At 69.6% G+C, this 18,894-nt stretch carries 17 protein-coding genes, 1 rRNA gene and 1 riboswitch; of the genes, 4 read left to right on the top strand and 14 right to left on the bottom strand.

Annotation, left to right across the window (positions count from 1 at the left end):
• Nucleotides 1–12: 12 nt before the first annotated feature.
• Entirely contained in the window at nt 13–813 is an 801-nt protein-coding gene (locus tag ACIF9R_RS31255; protein WP_399985768.1) for a CPBP family intramembrane glutamic endopeptidase, read from the bottom strand.
• Between the two features lie 79 nt (nt 814–892).
• Entirely contained in the window at nt 893–2,410 is a 1,518-nt protein-coding gene (locus ACIF9R_RS31260) for a glutamate-cysteine ligase family protein (protein WP_399985769.1), read from the bottom strand.
• Between the two features lie 561 nt (nt 2,411–2,971).
• On the opposite strand from ACIF9R_RS31260, the gene ACIF9R_RS31265 reads away from it, so the two are divergent.
• From ACIF9R_RS31265 to ACIF9R_RS31275, 3 genes are all read left to right on the top strand, one after another.
• The gene (locus ACIF9R_RS31265; protein WP_399985770.1) at nt 2,972–3,556 is read left to right on the top strand and encodes a hypothetical protein; all 585 of its coding nucleotides are present in this window, start codon (nt 2,972–2,974) and stop codon (nt 3,554–3,556) included.
• A 306-nt stretch (nt 3,557–3,862) separates the two neighbouring features.
• On the top strand, nt 3,863–4,063 hold the full coding sequence (locus ACIF9R_RS31270; RefSeq protein WP_399985771.1) for a DUF5999 family protein: 201 nt from the start codon (nt 3,863–3,865) through the stop codon (nt 4,061–4,063).
• A gap of 247 nt (nt 4,064–4,310) precedes the next feature.
• Nucleotides 4,311–4,706, top strand: coding sequence for a molybdopterin-binding protein (locus ACIF9R_RS31275; RefSeq protein ID WP_399985772.1), 396 nt, complete (start codon nt 4,311–4,313; stop codon nt 4,704–4,706).
• Nucleotides 4,707–4,828: 122 nt separating this feature from the next.
• On the opposite strand, the gene gcvP is transcribed toward ACIF9R_RS31275, so the two are convergent.
• Complete coding sequence (gcvP, locus tag ACIF9R_RS31280) at nt 4,829–7,714, bottom strand: aminomethyl-transferring glycine dehydrogenase (RefSeq protein WP_399985773.1); 2,886 nt, start codon at nt 7,712–7,714, stop codon at nt 4,829–4,831.
• A 175-nt stretch (nt 7,715–7,889) separates the two neighbouring features.
• A riboswitch (glycine riboswitch) is annotated at nt 7,890–7,985 on the bottom strand.
• Between the two features lie 112 nt (nt 7,986–8,097).
• Here gcvP and ACIF9R_RS31285 point away from each other — a divergent pair.
• Nucleotides 8,098–8,472 (top strand): PRC-barrel domain-containing protein, encoded by a 375-nt coding sequence (locus ACIF9R_RS31285; RefSeq protein WP_399985774.1) that lies wholly within the window; start codon nt 8,098–8,100, stop codon nt 8,470–8,472.
• A 13-nt stretch (nt 8,473–8,485) separates the two neighbouring features.
• Here the strand turns inward: ACIF9R_RS31285 and ACIF9R_RS31290 are convergent, their stop codons facing one another.
• The 11 genes from ACIF9R_RS31290 to rrf all read right to left on the bottom strand — a co-directional run bounded on the left by ACIF9R_RS31290 (nt 8,486) and on the right by rrf (nt 18,861).
• On the bottom strand, nt 8,486–9,877 hold the full coding sequence (locus ACIF9R_RS31290) for a DNA polymerase IV (protein ID WP_399985775.1): 1,392 nt from the start codon (nt 9,875–9,877) through the stop codon (nt 8,486–8,488).
• Between the two features lie 77 nt (nt 9,878–9,954).
• Nucleotides 9,955–10,638: a MerR family transcriptional regulator gene (locus ACIF9R_RS31295; RefSeq protein WP_399985776.1), complete on the bottom strand. Its 684-nt coding sequence runs from the start codon at nt 10,636–10,638 to the stop codon at nt 9,955–9,957.
• Nucleotides 10,639–10,829: 191 nt separating this feature from the next.
• Entirely contained in the window at nt 10,830–11,303 is a 474-nt protein-coding gene (locus ACIF9R_RS31300; protein WP_055634823.1) for a bifunctional nuclease family protein, read from the bottom strand.
• An 82-nt stretch (nt 11,304–11,385) separates the two neighbouring features.
• The gene (locus tag ACIF9R_RS31305; RefSeq protein WP_399985777.1) at nt 11,386–12,126 is read right to left on the bottom strand and encodes a MerR family transcriptional regulator; all 741 of its coding nucleotides are present in this window, start codon (nt 12,124–12,126) and stop codon (nt 11,386–11,388) included.
• A 38-nt stretch (nt 12,127–12,164) separates the two neighbouring features.
• On the bottom strand, nt 12,165–13,097 hold the full coding sequence (locus ACIF9R_RS31310) for an FHA domain-containing protein (RefSeq protein ID WP_399985778.1): 933 nt from the start codon (nt 13,095–13,097) through the stop codon (nt 12,165–12,167).
• 61 nt (nt 13,098–13,158) lie between these two features.
• Complete coding sequence (locus ACIF9R_RS31315) at nt 13,159–14,058, bottom strand: DUF881 domain-containing protein (RefSeq protein WP_399985779.1); 900 nt, start codon at nt 14,056–14,058, stop codon at nt 13,159–13,161.
• 5 nt (nt 14,059–14,063) lie between these two features.
• Nucleotides 14,064–14,396, bottom strand: a complete 333-nt coding sequence (locus ACIF9R_RS31320; protein WP_003988855.1) for a small basic family protein — start codon at nt 14,394–14,396, stop codon at nt 14,064–14,066.
• Entirely contained in the window at nt 14,393–15,289 is an 897-nt protein-coding gene (locus ACIF9R_RS31325; RefSeq protein ID WP_399985780.1) for a DUF881 domain-containing protein, read from the bottom strand. Before ACIF9R_RS31325 ends, ACIF9R_RS31320 begins: the two co-directional genes overlap by 4 nt.
• 126 nt (nt 15,290–15,415) lie before the next feature.
• Nucleotides 15,416–17,911: a sugar phosphate nucleotidyltransferase gene (locus tag ACIF9R_RS31330; RefSeq protein WP_399985781.1), complete on the bottom strand. Its 2,496-nt coding sequence runs from the start codon at nt 17,909–17,911 to the stop codon at nt 15,416–15,418.
• Nucleotides 17,912–18,017: 106 nt separating this feature from the next.
• Complete coding sequence (locus ACIF9R_RS31335; protein WP_399985782.1) at nt 18,018–18,635, bottom strand: CDP-alcohol phosphatidyltransferase family protein; 618 nt, start codon at nt 18,633–18,635, stop codon at nt 18,018–18,020.
• A gap of 109 nt (nt 18,636–18,744) precedes the next feature.
• Nucleotides 18,745–18,861, bottom strand: a 5S ribosomal RNA gene (gene rrf / locus ACIF9R_RS31340).
• Between the last annotated feature and the right edge of the window lie 33 nt (nt 18,862–18,894).

Below are 18,894 nucleotides of genomic sequence, written 5' to 3' on the forward strand. Positions count from 1 at the left end.
CTTTTTTCCGTCTCACGCCGTCGGCAGCCAGTCCACCTTGCCGGCCAGCAGCGCGTATCCCACGAACGCCCCGATGTCGAGCAGCGTGTGCGCGGCCACCAGCGGTCCGACACGGCCCCAGCGCCGGTAGAGGTGGACGAACACGATGCCCATGACCACGTTCCCGATGAAGCCGCCGATGCCCTGGTAGAGGTGGTAGGAGCCGCGCAGCAGGGAACTGCCCGCCATCGCGGCGCCCGGGGACCAGCCCAGCTGGTTGAGACGGCGCAGCAGATAGCCGAGGACGATGACCTCTTCGACGATCGAGTTCTGCAGCGCCGAGAGGATCAGCACGGGGTACTTCCACCACACCTCGGGAAGCGCCTCCGGCACCACCGTGAGGTTGAAGCCGAGCCCGCGGACAGCCAGGTAGAACGCGATGCCGCTGCTTCCGATGACCGCCGCGACCGCCGCTCCGCGGCCGAGGTCGAACCAGGGACGGGTGCGGTCGAAGCCGAGGACACGCAGCCCGACACCCTCGCGGAGCAGGAAGTGGGCGACCAGCGCGACGGGGACGAGCGCCGTGGTGATCCCGAAGAGCTGCCAGGCCAGGTCCAGCCAGGGGCGGCCCGGCGCTGCCGAGGCGTTCAGGGTGGCCGCCTGGTCCTTCAGCCCACCCGGCCTGGTGACCGAGCCGACAAAGCTGATCAGCGCCGACACCGCGCTCGCGCCGAGGGACAGCGCGAGCACCAGCAGTGTCTCGTTGCGGAGCGTCGTCCGCGACAGCCTCCGCTCAGGAAGGGAATCGTCCCCCGGGCCCGCCTCCGCCTGCACACCTGCCTCCACATCACCGATCGGTCCGATCAGTATGAGGGCAGCGGCTGTGGACCAGGCCGGGGGGATGCCGCGCGGGTCAGCCCAGGGGCGCCGGTTCCGGCAGTCCCACCGGCCAGGTGTGCACGGGCTCTCCCTGTTGCGTCAGCTCACGGTAGCGGCGGGTGGTGGCGGCCAGGGCTGCGTCGCGCCCCAGGCCCGAGTCGACGGCCCGGTGGAAGGTGGCGGCCTGCCAGCTCGCTCCGTTCACCCGGCGGCGGCACCGCTCCTCGATCACACCGAGGTACAGGTCGCGGTCGGCGGGCTCGATCCCCCACGCGTCCAGTCCGGCCTCGGCGAGCGGCAGCAGTTCGTCCCGGACCAGGGTGACCGCGTCCACCTCGCCCAGACCGCCGAGACGACCGCGCCGGGGCCAGGTGAGACGGGCGTCGATGCCGTACCTGCAAGCGGCGTCGAAGTTGGCGGCGGCGGCCTCGAAGGGCAGCCGGGTCCACACCGGGCGGCTGTCCTCGGCGAGGGCGCGGACGACTCCGTAGTAGAAGGCGGCGTTGGCGAGGACATCGGTGACGGTGGGCCCGGCGGGCAGCACACGGTTCTCCACGCGCAGGTGGGGAACGCCGTCGGCGATGCCGTAGACGGGGCGGTTCCAGCGGTAGACGGTGCCGTTGTGCAGGACGAGTTCGGCGAGTGAGGGGATGCCGCCCCGGTCCAGCACCTCGAGCGGGTCCTCGTCGTCGCACAGGGGCAGCAGGGCCGGGTAGTAGCGCAGATTCTCCTCGAAGAGGTCGAATGCCGACGTGACCCAGCGCTCCCCGAACCAGGTGCGCGGCCGCACTCCCTGCGCCTGCAGCTCGGGTGGGCGGGTGTCGGTGGACTGCTGGAACAGCGGAGGCCGGGACTCGCGCCACAGTTCGCGGCCGAACAGGAACGGCGAGTTGGCGCCGACGGCGATCTGCGCGGCGGCGACGGCCTGCGCCGCGTTCCACACCCCGGCGAAGCGCTCCGGGGTGACCTGGAGATGCAGTTGCACCGAGGTGCAGGCGGCTTCGGGAGCGATGGACTTCGAGGTGCAGCTCAGGCGTTCCACCCCGTCGATGTCGAGGGTGAAGTCCTCACCGCGCGCGGCCACGATCTGGTCGTTGAGCAATGCGTAACGGTCGACGTCGGAAAGGTTCGAGGAGACCAGGTCGTCCCGGTCCAGCGTCGGCAGGATGCCGATCATCACGATCCCCGCGTCCACCTCACCGGCTTTCCGGTCGGCATAGGCGAGCGAGGTGCGCAGTTCCTCGTCGAGGCGGTCGAATACCCGCCCGCTCAATCGATGAGGAGCAATGTTCACTTCCAGATTGAACATGGCGAGTTCTGTCTGGAAGTCCCGGCTGGCGATCCGTTCGAGGACTTGCGCATTCAACATTCTCGGCATGCCGTCGGCGCCCGTGAGATTCAATTCGATCTCCAGCCCCATGAGGTTCCTGGGGCGGTCGAACCGCTTCTCCGCCAGCAGTCGCTCCAGCCCCGTCAGGCAACTGCGGAGCTTCTCGCGGTACCGCTGGCGGTCGGACAGGTCGAAGCGGCCTGCCATCACCTTCTCCCCCATCGAAGTGTCCCTCCTCGGATGGGCGGACCGATCTCGGCCGCCGGGGTCCCGGTCCACAAGGGAGGATGCCCCGCGGATGCGATCGATAACGTCCCGGACGGGCCCTTCGGCCGCTAGTCTGGTCGATAGTGACCAGTGGCACATTCACGGGGCATGGCGCGGAAGCGTGTGGCACGCCGGTTGCGAACTCGTGAAAAACGCCGACGACAATTGGCCGACCGCTTCGCGGGCATTGTCCGAGGTCATCGAGGTGCACCCGGTCCGGAATCGGGATTATTCCCGCTTTTCAACGGCCAGGAATGCTCTTGCCGACCGGACCGGAAACGGCTAGACGAAACATAGCCTGAACACGTGTCGTATAAACTTCGCCCACAAGGCAGAAGGTTGGCGCCCACGGTCGAGCGATCCAGCCGGGAGGTGGCGTGCCGCAGTGCTCGCCCCCACCTCTCGCGCCCAGACCCCTGGCCCCTGCCTCTCTGACCTTCGCGAGCTGACAGCGCCGTCCGCCCCGCCACGCCCCGCCCTCGCGCCACTGTGCCTTCGAATGAGAGGCGACCCACCATGCCGCTGCATGTCCCCCCGGCTCCCGCGTCCGCACTGCGTTCCGTCCTGACCGCGCTCTCCTCACCGACCGCGGTCCGTGAGGCGCGAACTCCCTCGCTGCTCGGCGTCCAGGGACCCGCCTCACCCGAACTCCCCCTTCCCGTGCACGTGCTGGACCGGGTCACCGCCGACGGCGGCACCGCGACCCGACTGGCCGGCTGGCGTTTCCTGATCCGCACCGGCGACCGTGCCGTGGCCGCCGCGGACACCGTGCTCACCGCCGACGGCTGGACCTTCTCCCGCTTCTTCGAGGGCCCGTACATCGCGTCCACCGAGCTGGCACTGCGCCAGGCCGAGGCCATGGCACAGCCGTACCAGCCACGGCTGCTGTCGGTGCCCGGCCTCTACATGCTGGCGCTCTGGCTGCACGGTGATCCCACCGCGGACGGTGCCACCGCCCACCCGGCCGCCACCGATCTGCTCGTCCCGCTCGCCCCGGCTCCGCCCGGTATCGCCGCCCACCGCGCGCACCGGGTCACCGACCTGCTCCCGGTGCTGACGCATCGGGCCACCCCGACCCGTCTGCTCGGCTCACCGGCCTGACAGACCCTCGCGGACCCCGCCGCCCGGCACCCCGGGCGGCGGGGTCCGCGCATGCGGACTAGCCCCATTCGGCCACGGCGAACCACCCGAATTGACAGTGCAGTTGAGATGAACCGTCCGCGCGGGTGACGCGTCCTCAACCTATGAGGAACGGTGCCGCGAAATCCCTGCGGATCGTCGTCCGTGGGGCAACACTGGTTTCCGACCGACTTATCACAACGGGGGACGGTCATGAACGAGGCTTCACGCCGCGGAACTGCATCGACAGCCGACTCAACGGTCACCACCGAGCGAGAGATCCCATCCATGTGCCAGCACCAGCCACCGTGCCGCTCAGCCGACTCCGCCGACCGGGAATCCGCCCGTCTCGTGGCGCACCACCCGGAGCAGGGCTGGAGCCTGCTGTGCAACGGTGTCGTGCTCTTCGAGGACACCGGTGAACTCCTGCCCGACGGCAGGGTCATCGCCCCGCAGCGCCCCCGGGGCGCCAGCCTGACCACCGCCTGAGCACGACCGGGCGGAACGGGCCGCCGGGGCAAAACAGGGGCCGGACCGCAGGATCCTCCGCGAACCGGCCCCGACGCGCGTCCGGCGCGCGTCACTCACCGTAGTCCGCCCCACGTGAAGGCGTGACCGCGCCCGGTCTGCACGGGCCACCTCGCGGTCCGTACGGCGCTCCGCCTCACCCGCGAAAGCGGACCGCGGTCCCTGCCCAGCGGCACCCGCGGCCTGCCCGCGCCTTATCGTGACCGGCATGCAGTCCTACACGATCGGCCAGGCAGCGAGGCTGCTCGGAGTGAGCCCGGACACCGCCCGCCGCTGGGCGGACGCGGGGCGGGTCGCCACCCACCGCGACGACGGCGGACGGCGGCTCATCGACGGCCGGGATCTCGCCGCGTTCTCCGTCGAACTCGCCAAGACGGGCAGCACCGACGAGGACACCCCGTACACCTCCGCCCGCAACGCCTTTCCCGGCATCGTCACGGCGATCAAGCTCGGCGATGTCGCCGCCCAGGTCGAGATCCAGGCCGGTCCGCACCGTCTCGTCTCCCTGCTCACCCGCGAGGCCGTCGAGGAACTCGGCCTGGAGGTCGGCGTGGAGGCCATCGCACGGGTCAAATCGACAAACGTCCATATCGACCTCACCTGAGAAGGCCTGGTGGGTGCGCGGTACGAGAAGGAACACACCCCCCGGGGCAAGCGTCCCCGGTATGGCCGCCGCGGACGGCGAAGGGCCCGCTCCGGCGCCGGAGCGGGCCCTTCGCTCAGGGATCAGTCCTCGTACGCGTCCAGCGGCGGGCAGGAGCAGACCAGGTTCCGGTCGCCGTAGGCCTGGTCGACACGGCGCACCGGAGGCCAGTACTTGTCGGCGGCGCTCACACCGGCCGGGAAGACGGCCTCCTCGCGGTCGTACGGGTGGTCCCACTCCCCGCCGAGGGCGGCGGCGGTGTGCGGAGCGTTGCGGAGCGGGTTGTCGTCCGCGGGCCACTCGCCGGAGCCGACCTTCTCGATCTCCGCGCGGATCGCGATCATCGTCTCGCAGAACCGGTCGAGTTCGGCCAGGTCCTCGGACTCGGTCGGCTCGATCATCAGCGTGCCGGCCACCGGGAAGGACATCGTCGGCGCGTGGAAGCCGTAGTCGATCAGCCGCTTCGCCACGTCGTCCACGCTGACGCCGGTCGCCTTGGTCAGCGGGCGCAGATCGATGATGCACTCGTGCGCGACCAGGCCGCCGGGGCCGGTGTAGAGCACCGGGTAGTGCGGCTCGAGGCGCTTGGCGATGTAGTTGGCGCTGAGCACGGCCACCTGAGTGGCCCGCTTGAGGCCCTCACCGCCCATGAGCCGGACGTACGCCCAGGAGATGGGCAGGATGCCCGCCGAACCCCACGGCGCCGCCGAGATGGGCCCGACGCCGGTCTCCGGACCGGCCTCCGGCTGGAGCGGGTGGTTCGGCAGGTAGGGCGCCAGGTGCGCCCGCACGCCGACCGGGCCGACCCCGGGACCGCCGCCGCCGTGCGGGATGCAGAAGGTCTTGTGCAGGTTCAGGTGCGAGACGTCACCGCCGAAGTGGCCGGGCTTGGCGAGCCCCACCAGGGCGTTGAGGTTGGCGCCGTCGACGTAGACCTGGCCGCCGGCCTCGTGCACCTCGGCGCAGATGTCGGCGACATGCTCCTCGAACACACCGTGCGTCGAGGGATACGTGATCATCAGCACCGCCAGCTGGTCGCGGTACTGCCCGATCTTGGCCCGCAGGTCGTCGACGTCCACCTCGCCGTCGTCGGAGGTCTTGACTACGACGACCTTCATGCCGGCCATCACCGCGCTCGCGGCGTTGGTGCCGTGCGCGGAGGACGGGATCAGGCAGACGGTGCGCTGCTCGTCGCCGTTGGCCCGGTGGTAGCCGCGGACGGCGAGCAGCCCGGCCAGCTCGCCCTGAGAACCGGCGTTGGGCTGGAGCGACACCTTGTCGTAGCCGGTGACCTCGGCGAGACGTTCCTCCAGCTCACGGATGAGCGTCAGGTAGCCCTGCGCCTGCTCGGCCGGCACGAAGGGGTGCAGCTGCCCGAACTCGGGCCAGGTGACCGGCTCCATCTCCGTGGTGGCGTTGAGCTTCATGGTGCAGGAGCCCAGCGGGATCATGCCCCGGTCCAGCGCGTAGTCGCGGTCGGCCAGGCGGCGCAGGTAGCGCAGCATCGCGGTTTCGGAACGGTGCTGCTGGAAGACGGGGTGCGTCAGGTACTCGTCGTTGCGCAGCAGGGCGTCCGGCAGCGTGTCCCGCGCGGCCGCGTCCAGGGCTTCGACGTCACCCTCGACACCGAAGGCGCTCCACACCGCGGCGAGCTGCGCCCTGGTGGTGGTCTCGTCGCAGGCGATCGAGACATGGTCGGCGTCGACGAGACGCAGGTTGACGCCGTGGTCACGGGCGGCGGCGACGACCTGGTCGGCGCGCCCGGCGACGCGGACGGTCAGCGTGTCGAAGTAGGAGCCGTGCACGATCTCGGCTCCCCCGGCGCGCAGCCCCTCCGCGAGGACGGTGGCGTACCGGTGCGTGCGCCGGGCGATGACCCGCAGGCCCTCGGGGCCGTGGTAGACGGCGTACATGCCAGCCATGACGGCGAGCAGCACCTGGGCGGTGCAGATGTTGCTGGTGGCCTTCTCGCGGCGGATGTGCTGCTCACGGGTCTGCAGGGCGAGGCGGTAGGCCTTGTGACCGTCCGCGTCGACGGAGACGCCGACGAGCCGCCCGGGCAGGCTGCGCGCCATCTTCTCCTGCACGGCCATGTAGCCCGCGTGCGGCCCGCCGAAGCCCATGGGTACGCCGAAGCGCTGGGTGGTGCCGACCGCGATGTCCGCGCCCAGCTCACCCGGGGACTTGAGCAGGGTGAGGGCGAGCAGGTCGGCGGCGACGGTGACGAGCGCGCCGAGCCCGTGCGCCTGGTCGATGAGCGGCTTGATGTCCCGTACGGCACCGGAGGCGCCCGGGTACTGGATCAGTACGCCGTTGATCTCGCGCTCGGCGAGCCCGGCGGGGATGCCGTCGCTCAGATCGGCGACGACGACCTCGACTCCGGTCGGCTCGGCGCGCGTCTCGATCACCGCGATGGTCTGCGGCAGCGCGTCCGCGTCGACCAGGAACAGGCCCTTCTTGTTCCTGCCCATGCGCCGCGACAGCGCCATCGCCTCGGCGGCGGCGGTGCCCTCGTCCAGCAGGGAGGCACCGGAGGTCGGCAGGCCGGTGAGCTCGGCGACGACGGTCTGGAAGTTCAGCAGCGCCTCGAGCCGGCCCTGGGAGATCTCCGGCTGGTACGGCGTGTAGGCCGTGTACCAGGCGGGGTTCTCCATCACGTTGCGCAGGATGACGGGCGGGGTGAAGGTGCCGTAGTAGCCGAGCCCGATCATGGAACCGAGCACCTCGTTGCGGTCGGCCAGCGAACGCAGCTCGGCCAGTACGTCGGCCTCGCTCCGCGCATCGGGCAGATCCAGCGCTTCGGCGTTCTTGATCACGTCCGGCACGGCGGCGGCCGTCAGCTCGTCGAGCGAGCCGTAACCGACCTGGGCGAGCATCTTGGCCCGCGCCTCGTGGTCGGGGCCGATGTGGCGCTGCTCGAAGGGGATTCCCCGTTCGAGCTCGGAGAGCGGGGTGCGAGGGGCGGTCATTGAGGAGGCCTCCTGGTCCGACGACCTTCGAGGGGCACCACGGTGCAGGTGCCCGGACGGCCTCCCCCTCTGTCATCTCAACCTGAGAGCTTCACCGGAGCGCCCGGGGGCGGTCCGGCTTTCACCGTCGGTGAGAGCGGAAGCCGTCGACACCCGCCCTGCTTTCCAGAGTGACCTCGTCCGTGCGGTACGTGTGCCTGAGAGATTCCGGGGAGGATTTGCTCCTTCGGCGCCTCCGGTGCTGCCTGGAGGACTCTCCCGCACGGGATCAGCGGCCGATTGCCAGCGTACCAGCGAGCACAGCACCGGTCTTCGAGTGGCCGCACCGCCGATTGTGCCGTTTTGTGGTGTTGACGAATGAGTTTGCGACCTGTGGAGGGCCCGTGCAGACCGACATCGATCCGCGCCACCTGATCGGCCGCAAGGCGTTCGACCGCAACGGAACCCGGATCGGCACCATCGACGAGGTCTACCTCGACGACGCCACCGGCGTACCGGAGTGGGCGGCGATACGCACCGGCCTGTTCAGCAGGGACGCCTTCGTCCCCCTGGAGCCCAGCGAACTGATCGACGGCGCCCTCCACGTACCGTTCGAACGAACTCTGATCAAGGACGCACCCGACTTCGGCGTGGGCCGCCATCTGTCCCCCGAGCAGGAGCTCCAGCTCTACCACCACTACGGTCTGGACATCGCCGCGCCTCCTCCCCTGAAGGACCGCGACTTCGGCAGGCTCGCGAGCCCGGACAAGCCGGTCTGACCCCGGCGCCCGCTCACCGGCTCTCCGCCCCCGTCCCTCCGTCGGCCTTCGCTCCCTCGTCCTCCCCCGGTCCTCGTGACACCAGCGGCAGCGGATCCACCGGTTCCAGGGCCGGGTCGTCGATACGGAAGGTCTTCACCCGGCCCGGCGCCGAGCCGGGTGTCTCGAAACGCACGGTGACCCGGCCCAGTCCGCTGCCCTGCACCCAGCCGTGACCGTGCGTGGCGTGCCGTACGTCGTGTCCCGCGGGCCAGCGCCGCTCGGGAGGCGTACGGTCCCGCGCCGGGAACGAGGCCTCGGGTTCCTCGGAGGCGGACGCCTCCTCGTCCATGCCCGCCGCCTGCGCGAACAGGTCCTCCTGCGTGTAGTCGGCCAGTCCGCTGACCCCCACCCCGAGCAGCCGCACGCCACCCGTGGTGTCCACCGAGTCCAGCAACCGTGCCGCGGCTTCCCGCACCACCGCGGGATCGTCCGTGGGTCCGCGCAGGGTCTCGGACCGGGTGAGGGTGGAGAAGTCGTACCGCCGCACCTTGAGCACGATGGTCCGCCCGGACAGTCCCGCCCCCCGCAGTCTGCGCACACACCGCTCGGCGAGCCGCCGCACCTCCGTGGCGACCCGCACCCGGTCGTGGATGTCCACGTCGTAGGTGTCCTCCACCGACACCGACTTCGTCTCCCGCTCGGCCACCACGGGCCGCTCGTCCCGCGCCAGCGCCATCGCGAACAGCGCGTGCCCATGGGCCCTGCCCAGCAGCCGTACGAGTTCGTCCTCTCCCGCCTCGGCGAGTTCCCCGACCGTGTGGATACCCGCCCGGCGCAGATGATCACCGGTCGCGGGGCCCACACCGGGCAGGGTCCGGACGGACAGCGGTCCCAGCAACGCCCGCTCCGTGCCCGGCTCGATCACCACCAGTCCGTCCGGCTTCGCCTGCTCCGACGCGATCTTCGCCAGCATCTTGGAGGCGGCCAGCCCCACCGATCCGGTGAGCGCCGTGACCGCCCGGATGTCCGCGCGGAGCTTCGTCCCGGCCAGGCGGGCCGACCGGTCGTCCCAGGCGGCACCACCGGCCTCCAGGTCGACGAAGGCCTCGTCCAGACTCAGCGGTTCCACCAGCGGTGACAGGGACCGCAGCAACCCCATCACCTGCTCGCTGATGGACCGGTAGAAGGCGAACCTCGGCACCAGGTACGCGGCGTTCGGCGCGAGTCTCCGGGCCTGCGCCATGGGCATCGCGGAATGGACCCCGAAGACCCGGGCCTCGTACGAGGCCGTGGCGACCACACCGCGCGGTCCGAGCCCGCCCACGATCACGGCCTTCCCGCGCAGGCTCGGCTTGGACGCCTGCTCCACCGAGGCGAAGAAGGCATCCATGTCGAGATGCAGGATGGTGGGCGCGGACCTCACACTCCGATGCTGCCCTACGCCACTGACAACGCCCTCCCCGGAGGGCTCCGGAAGGGCCCCGGCAGCTTCGGACGGTCTCAGACGGCCTTGTTCCGGCGCCGGGCCAGCTCGTCCATCGGATTGTGACCGACCAGGGTCTCCCCCGTGTCGACGCGCTCCCCGTGCAACTGCGACAGCGCGCTCTCGACGTCCCGCCACACCACGCCCACGGCGATACCGAAGACGCCCTGGCCGCCCTGGAGCAGGGCGTGCACCTCGTCGGACGTGGTGCACTCGTACACCGTGGCGCCGTCGCTCATCAGCGTCATGCGCTCCAGGTCGCCGAAGCCACGCTCCCGCAGATGCTGTACGGCGGTGCGGATGTTCTGCAGGGACACCCCGGTGTCCAGGAACCGCTTGACGATCTTCAGAACGACGACATCGCGGAAGCTGTACAGCCGCTGTGTCCCGGATCCATGGGCAGGTCGCACACTCGGCTCGACCAGTCCCGTGCGGGCCCAGTAGTCGAGCTGCCGGTAGGTGATGCCGGCTGCGGCGCAGGCCGTGGGCCCCCGGTAACCGATCTCCTCGGACGCCATGGCCGCCGCCCCTCCGCCGCCCGGCACAGCCGCCGGCCGCTGCGGCGCGCGCTCGACCGCCCCGCCGTGCACGGGATACCCCCCGCCCGGGCGGAGCCGGGAGCTCTGAGGAGGATACGGCCCGCCCGCCGCGAACCCGTGTCCGGGGGCACCCCCAGCCGTACCGTCGCCGCTGCTTCTCACGCCGACCTCCGTCCTTGACCTGCCTCCCCGACGGTAGGCAGTCACCAAGGGTGCGTCAACGATCGCCACACTCGGCACGCCGAGTGATAATCACCCTAAGAGTGGTTTCCCGTGCCCCGTCGCGGGGTAAGGCTAGCCGAATGCCTGCCGCGCGGGCCCTGAGTCCGGCCGACGCCGCGGCACTCGCGGCCTCACTGGTTGCTGGTTCCGAAGTCCTCAGGCGAGATCTGGTCGAGGAACTCGCGGAACTTCTCCACCTCGTCCTCCTGCTCGTCCGGAATGGCGATCCCGGCGTCGTCGAGCACCGTGTCACTGCCGAAGATCGGCGTGCCCGTGCGCAGTGCCAGCGCTATGGCGTCGGAAGGGCGGGCACTCACCTCGACCCCGCTGGCGAAGACCAGCTCCGCGTAGAAGACACCCTCGCGCAGGTCGGTGATGCGCACTTCCGTGAGCTCCTGTCCGACGGCTTCCAGCACGTCCTTGAACAGGTCGTGGGTCAGCGGCCGTGCCGGCGCCATGCCCTGCTGGGCGAAGGCGATGGCCGTCGCCTCCCCCGGTCCGATCCAGATAGGGAGGTAGCGGTCGCCGCCCACTTCACGCAACAGCACGATCGGTTGGTTGGAGGGCATCTCGACCCGGACACCTACGACATCGAGCTCGTTCACACAGCAACCCTAGGCCGTGCCCGGGACGTTTGGGTAGTCGGGCAGCGATCAGGTGGCCGATCCGGCTCCGTGGACCCCGCGCTCAGGGCAGCCGCACCCCTAGTGCCGACTGCACCAGCGCCGCGTGCAGCCTCACCGCGAGACCGGCCAGTTCCTTGGTACGGGCCTCGGCATGCGCCCTGGTCTGCGGGTTCCGGTGGCGTCGCAGCGGGGCGACCACCTGGTCCACCAGACCGGCCTCCCGGTCGGCGGCGGCCTTCATCGCCCTGAGATGCCGTGGCTCGATCCCGAACCGCCCCAGCTCGGAGATGAGCCCGGCGACGGTCACCGCCTCGGCGTCGTACACCCCGTCCTCCACCTGGGCCAGCAGACCGTACGACTCCCACTCGGCGAGTTCCGGTTCGCCGACACCGGCGGCGGCGAGCAGCTGGCAGCGGCCGATCCGGGCCGGCACGGGCCCGTCGGCGACGGTCTCACGAGCGGCCTCGCCGTCCCCCGGCCGGCTCAGCGCCGGCAACGGGACGGCCTCGCCGCGCTCCATGGCCGCCAGATGCTCCCGGATCACCTTGAGCGGCAGATAGTGGTCCCGCTGCATCCTCAGGACATGGCCGAGGCGCTCGACGTCCCCGGCACTGAACTTGCGGTACCCGGAGGGGGTCCGCTGCGGCTCGATCAGCCCTTCCGACTCCAGAAAGCGGATCTTGGAGATGGTGACCTCGGGGAACTCCTCACGCAGCACGCTCAGCACCGCGCCGATGCTCATCAGTCCGGTGTCCGCGGCGGCGGTGCCGTCGCCGGCACCACCGCTCGGTGTCTGAAGCATGGACCTTCCCTGTGGTCCCCCGGCCGGAGCCGGGGCCGTCAGTAGCCCCGCTGGCTCGCGTAGAAGACCAGCCGGTACTTGCCGATCTGCACCTCGTCACCGTTGGACACGGCAACCTGGTCGATCCGCTCCCGGTTGACGTAGGTGCCGTTCAGGCTGCCGACGTCGGCGACCGTGAACGAGCCGTCCGGACTGCGGCGGAACTCGACATGCCGGCGGGAGACCGTCACGTCGTCCAGGAAGATGTCGCTCTGCGGGTGACGCCCCGCCGTCGTCAGATCGCCGTCCAGCAGGAAACGGCTGCCCGAGTTGGGGCCACGGCGCACGACCAGGAGCGCGGACCCCACGGGCAGGGCGTCGACGGCCGCCTGCGCCTCGGGAGAGAGCGTCGGCATCTGCGTCTGGCCGGTGGCCTCGGCGTCGTACGCCTCGAGACCGGAGATCGAGATCGTGGACGTCGTCTCCGAGGGGCGCTCCGGCGCCACTCCGGGCTTCAGCGGCGCGCCACAGTTGGAGCAGAAGCGGCTGTTCTCCGCGTTGCGGTTACCGCACCTCGTACATACCAGGGCCGACATGGACGGATCCTCCTGCCGCGGCTGCCCACCTGGGGCTGGGGACGCGTACGGGTCGGAGTACCCACCACCCGTACCTGAGGTCGACGGTTGCCCGAAACCTATGCCGCCCGACTGTGCGGGGTCAACGGACGGCGCGCCCTGACCCACTTGGTCCCGGAACAGCGGACGCTGACCTTCCGCGTCAGGCTGTGCGCGATGGCGAGCGGTCGCGTTGTCGCCGTCCCCTCGCCGCGCGCTCTTGCCGAACAACTTCCCAAACAACTTCACGGGCGATTCCCCTTGACCGAAACAGACCCGCCCGTGGGGCAGGACGAACCCTGACTGAACACATTGGCCGACCCGGACATCTTCACAACGTCCGCCTCCGCCAGACAGTTTCCACCACGCACCACCCATTCGGTGCGCCGACCCCCCGCAACCTCATGCCCTCGCCGGACGGCCCCCATGCACCCCCGGTTCACCGGGAGGACGACCGAGCGTAGTCAGGCCGCTTCGCCGCCCGCAAGGCATCCACGACGATCTTGGTGGACCGCTCCACGGTAACGGTGGCCTGTTCCTTCTCGAGAGTCTGCACCACGCCTCCGGGGATGTTGAGCGCCGGCTCGAGGTCCTGCGGCTTGCCGATGACCTTGAAACGATAGGGCGCGGTGATCTTGTTCCCGTCCACGTCGACGCCGTCCCCGGACTCCGTGAGATAGGTGCCCGCGACCACCCGTACACCGTTCACCTGGATCGCCTCGGCACCGGCCGCCCGCAGCTCCTGGATGGCGTCGAGCAGCATGTTCGCCTCGACCGTCCCCTTCGTGTCCTCGATGGTCATCGTGATGCCGGGCCCCTGCGCGGCCACGGTGCCCGCCAGGACACCGAGTTGACGTTCCTTCTCGATCGTCTGCTTCCGGGCCTCTTCGGCCTGGTCGGAGCTGTTCTCCAGCTCGTCGCGCTGCTTCTCCAGATCTTGCTTCTCGTCTTCAAGACGCTCTGTGCGGTCATCGAGTTCATCGAGGATGCGCACCAGATCCTCCTGCCGTGCCCCGCGCAGCGCGCTGTCGGCCTCGCTGTTGGAGGCCACCTGGACGGCCAGGCCGAAGCCGAGACCGAACAGCAGCAGGGCGACGATGAGTTGGGCCCGGGTCAGCCGCGGTGGCCACAACCCCTTCACCAGCCGCTGCCGCCCGGTCAGCGCGGGCCCGGCAGGTTCCCGCGGGCTGTCCTGCTCCACGGCCGGGGGAACGCTCGCGGGTACCTCCGCGGGCAGTTCCCTGCGCAGCCCGGAGGTGGGCCGGACCACGGGAGCGGTACCGGGCGGGGGCACCGCCGGACGCGTGGACCCGTCGTACTCGTACTCGCGCTCATTCATCGGCCTCACGCCCGGAACACGTGCCGGCGGATCGCCGCGGCGTTGGAGAAGATGCGGATGCCGAGGACGACCACGACTCCGGTGGACAGCTGGGCCCCGACGCCGAGCTTGTCACCGAGGAACACGATCAGGGCGGCCACGACGACGTTCGACAGGAAGGAGACCACGAAGACCTTGTCGTCGAAGATCCCGTCGAGCATGGCCCGGAGCCCTCCGAACACGGCGTCGAGCGCCGCGACGACGGCGATCGGCAGATAAGGCTCGACGACCGCCGGAACCTCGGGCCGGACCAACAGTCCGGCCACGACTCCCACGACGAGGCCCAGTACGGCGATCACGATGTGCCCTTCTCGGTTATCGGCTGTGCGGTACGTACGATCACGCTCGGTGCGGCGGGCAGCCGGATGTCGTCCTCTGTGGAGATGGCCGTCCGGATGCCGTAGTTCTCCTGCAGGGCATGCAGATACAGCCCGTCCGCGCCGTTCTGGAACCCGTCACTCATCCGCCCGCCGTCCCCCACCGCCAGCACCGTGTACGGCGGCACCAGCGGCCTGTTGTCGACCAGTATCGCGTCCCCGGCGGCTCTGATCGCCGACAGGGCGGTCAGTCGCTGTCCATTGATGGAAACGGCCTCGGCGCCGGCTTCCCACAGGCCGTTGACCACACGCTGCATGTCGCGGTCGCGGACCCGCCCGGTGTCGGAGAAGCCGGAGGCCGACCGCGCGTCACCGTCGCCGCCCCCGCCGGCGTCCTCGGCGTCGTCCACCACCAGCCGCACACCGGGCCCGTGGACCGCGGTGGCGCCGGACAGGATACCCACCAGGGTGGACCGGTCGCCTTCGCCGCTGTCCCGGAGCGCTTCGCGCTGCCGTGCGCTCACATCCGCGCGCAGCTCGTCGACGGCGTCCTCGAGCCTGTCCGCGGCCTCGGTCTCGCGATTGATCCGGTCGATCAGCTCCTCGCGCTCCTTGGCGACGACGGGAGCCTCGACCCGGGCCTGCGCGGCACCGACGGTCACGATCAGCGCGGCCAGCACCAGCCCCCCGGCGAGACCGAGCCTCGCTCTGAGGGTCTTGGGCATGCCACCGTCCCCGTTGGACTTCTTCCGCGCGGCGGCCTCGGCGTATCCGTCGTCGAGGCTGTGATCCATGACGTTGGTGAGCAACGACATGGAGGCGTCCGGGCGCGCGGGCCGCGCGGGTGTGCTCCGAACGGGGGGTTGCTGCGGCATGCCGCACATCGTCGCACGCCGCGGACACTACCTCCGAAACGGCCCTACCGGCGTGCCGGACAGGACCCGCTGGGAACTGTCCGGCACGCACGCGTACCGCCCGGTCTGCCGTCCGCAGCCGCGGACCTACCTTCCCGCGCTGTCCACGACCGCCGACCACTCGTCGAGGAGGGCCTGCGCGGAGGCGTCGTCGGGGCCCTCGGCCCACAGATGGGTGACCGCCTCGGCCGGGTCGGGCAGCACCATCACCCAGCGGCCGTCGGCCTCCACCACACGCACGCCGTCGGTGGTGTCCACGGAGCGGTCTCCGGCCGCCTCGACGACGCGCCGCATCACCAGCCCCTTGACCGCCCACGGGGTCGCCAGATCGCGCTTCAGCACATGCGCCCGCGGGATGCGCGCGTCGATCTGGCTGAGCGTGAGCTGGGTGCGGGCCACCAGCCCGATGAGCCGTACGAAGGCCGCTGTGCCGTCGTAGACACTGCTGAACTCCGGAACGATGAAGCCGCCCTTGCCGTCACCGCCGAAGATCGTTCCCTCCTCGCCGCCCACGCGCGTGAGGTCGTCGGGCGAGGTGGTCGTCCACTCGACCTGCGTGCCGTGATACGCCGCAACCTGCTCGGCGATCCTGGTGGTGGTCACCGGCAGGGCGACACGGCCGCTGCGCCGCTCGGAGGCGATGAGGTCGAGCATCACGAGCAGCGCCCGGTCGTCCTCGACGATCCGTCCCTTCTCGTCGACCAGGGACAGCCGCTCGCCGACGGGGTCGAACCGGACACCGAAGGCGGCTCCGGAGGACGCCACGATCTCTCCGAGCCGGACCAGACCCGAGCGCCGCATGTCGGCCGTCTCGGTCGGCCTGGACTCGTCGAGCCCGGGATTGATGGTCAGGGAGTCGACACCCAGCTTGCCCAGCAGGCTCGGCAGGACGAGGCCGGCACTGCCGTTGGACGCGTCGACGACCACCTTGAGCCCGGATTCCGCGATCCCGGTGATGTCGACGTTGCGCAACAGCGACCCGGTGTACGAGTCGAAGACGCTCGCCGGGAAATGGAGATCACCGATCTCGCCGGGGAAGGCGCGCCGGTACTCCTGCCGTGCGAAGACACGGTCCAGCTTCCGCTGGCTGCCCTGCGACAGATCGGCGCCCTGTCCGTCGAAGAACATGATGTCGACGGAGTCCGGCACTCCGGGCGTGGTCCGGATCATGATGCCGCCCGCACTGCCCCGCGCGGTCTGCTGCCGCGCCACGGGCAGCGGTACGTTCTCCAGGTCCCGTACATCGATGGCGCTGGCCTGCAGAGCGGAGATGACCGCCCGCTTCAGCGCACGGGCGCCTCGGGAGTGGTCGCGGGCCGTGGTGACGGTCGAGCCCTTCTTGAGCGTCGTCGCGTACGCGCCGGCCAGCCGCACCGCCAGTTCCGGAGTGATCTCGACGTTCAGGATCCCCGAGACTCCCCGGGCCCCGAAGAGATGGGCCTGGCCCCTGGACTCCCAGATGACCGAGGTGTTGACGAACGCGCCGGCCTCGATGGTCTTGAACGGATAGACCCGCACATTGCCCTGGACGATCGATTCCTCACCGATCAGGCACTCGTCACCGATGACGGCGCCGTCCTCGATGCGCGCGGCCCGCATGATGTCGGTGTTCTTGCCGACGACACATCCCCGCAGGTTGCTGTGGGGCCCGACGTACACGTTGTCGTGCACGACGGCCTTGTGCAGGAAGGCACCGCTCTTCACCACGACGTTGGAACCGACGACAGTGTGTTCACGGATCTCCGCGCCGGACTCGACCTTGGCGTAGTCGCCGATGTAGAGCGGCCCGCGCAGGACTGCGTCGGGGTGCACCTCGGCGCCCTCGGCCACCCACACGCCCGGGGAGATCTCGAAGCCGTCGATGTCGACGTCGACCTTGCCCTCCAGGACATCGGCCTGCGCCTTCACATAGCTCTCGTGCGTGCCGACGTCTTCCCAGTAGCCCTCGGCGACATAGCCGTAGACAGGCTTGCCCTCCTTCATCAGCTGCGGGAAGACATCACCGGACCAGTCCACAGGAACGTCGGCCTCGACGTAGTCGAAGACCTCGGGCTCCATCACATAGATGCCGGTGTTCACCGTGTCGGAAAAGACCTGCCCCCAGGTCGGCTTCTCGAGGAAGCGCTCGACCTTTCCTTCCTCGTCCACGATGGTGATGCCGAATTCCAGTGGATTGGGGACCCGGGTCAGGCAGACCGTGACCAGGGCACCCTTTTCCTTGTGGAAATTGATCAGCTCGGTGAGGTCGAAGTCGGTGAGGGCATCGCCGGAGATGACGAGGAAGGCGTCGTCCTTCAGTGCCTCCTCGGCGTTCTTGACGCTCCCGGCGGTACCGAGGGGCTTCTCCTCATTGGCATAGGTGAGCTCCATTCCGAGCTCCTCGCCGTCACCGAAGTAGTTCTTGACCAGTGACGCAAGGAACTGGACAGTCACAACAGTTTCGTTGAGCCCATGCCTTTTGAGCAGCCGCAGAACATGCTCCATGATCGGGCGGTTGGCCACCGGCAGGAGCGGCTTGGGCATGCTTGAGGTCATGGGGCGAAGGCGGGTGCCTTCGCCTCCGGCCATCACGACGGCCTTCATGTCGGAAGCGTCCTCCTCGAAGAGACGACGGTCTGACCGACTTCACCCGCCAGGAGCGACCGGCACTTCTGCAGTGCGGGTCCTCGCGCCACGTTGCGCGTACGAATCAGCGAGTTCTATCGGCCACAGCGTCCGCACGAACCAGACGGCGGACTTGGACCACGTAAAGCACTCCTGCCCACCAATACAGGGTTGTACCCCATCCGGCGAACGCCCAGCCGAAAATAGCAGCGAGTGACGCGATCCAGCCACTTCCGTCACTGAGCAGGAGCAGCGGGAAGGCGTACATCAGGTTGAACGTGGCGGCCTTCCCCAGGAAGTTCACCTGAGGCGGCGGATAGCCGTGCCGTCTGAGGATCCCCACCATCACCAGGAGCACCAGCTCACGAGCCAGGAGTATGCCGGTCAGCCAGAGCGGCAGGATCTCACGCCAGGTGAGACCGACGAGGGTCGAGAGGATGTAGAGGCGGTCAGCGGCCGGGTCGAGGAGCCGGCCGAGACTGCTGACCTGGTTCCACCGCCGCGCGAGCTTGCCGTCCAGGTAGTCGGTGACGCCGCTGAAGGCCAGCACCAGCAGCGCCCACCCGTCGCTCTTCGGGCCCCCGAACTCCGGCCTGAGGATCAGCCACAGGAACAGGGGAACGCCAACGAGCCGTGCCATGCTGAGCATGTTCGGGATGGTGAGGACGCGGTCTGTCTGCACCCGCGTCTCCTGGACCTCCACCCGGGATCCTCCTGTGGGGAAATGTGTCGACGATGCCCCCGACCTTACCTCAACGCAAAAAAGCTCTGGCCCTCGGGCTGTATGCCCAAGAGCCAGAGCTCTAAAAGGAGTTCGGCGGCGTCCTACTCTCCCACAGGGTCCCCCCTGCAGTACCATCGGCGCTATAAGGCTTAGCTTCCGGGTTCGGAATGTAACCGGGCGTTTCCCCTACGCTATGACCACCGAAACACTATGAAACTGACAACCGCACCATGTGTGG

Origin of the sequence: Streptomyces sp. NPDC086080, assembly GCF_044540255.1 — a bacterium.
Lineage (GTDB): Bacteria > Actinomycetota > Actinomycetes > Streptomycetales > Streptomycetaceae > Streptomyces.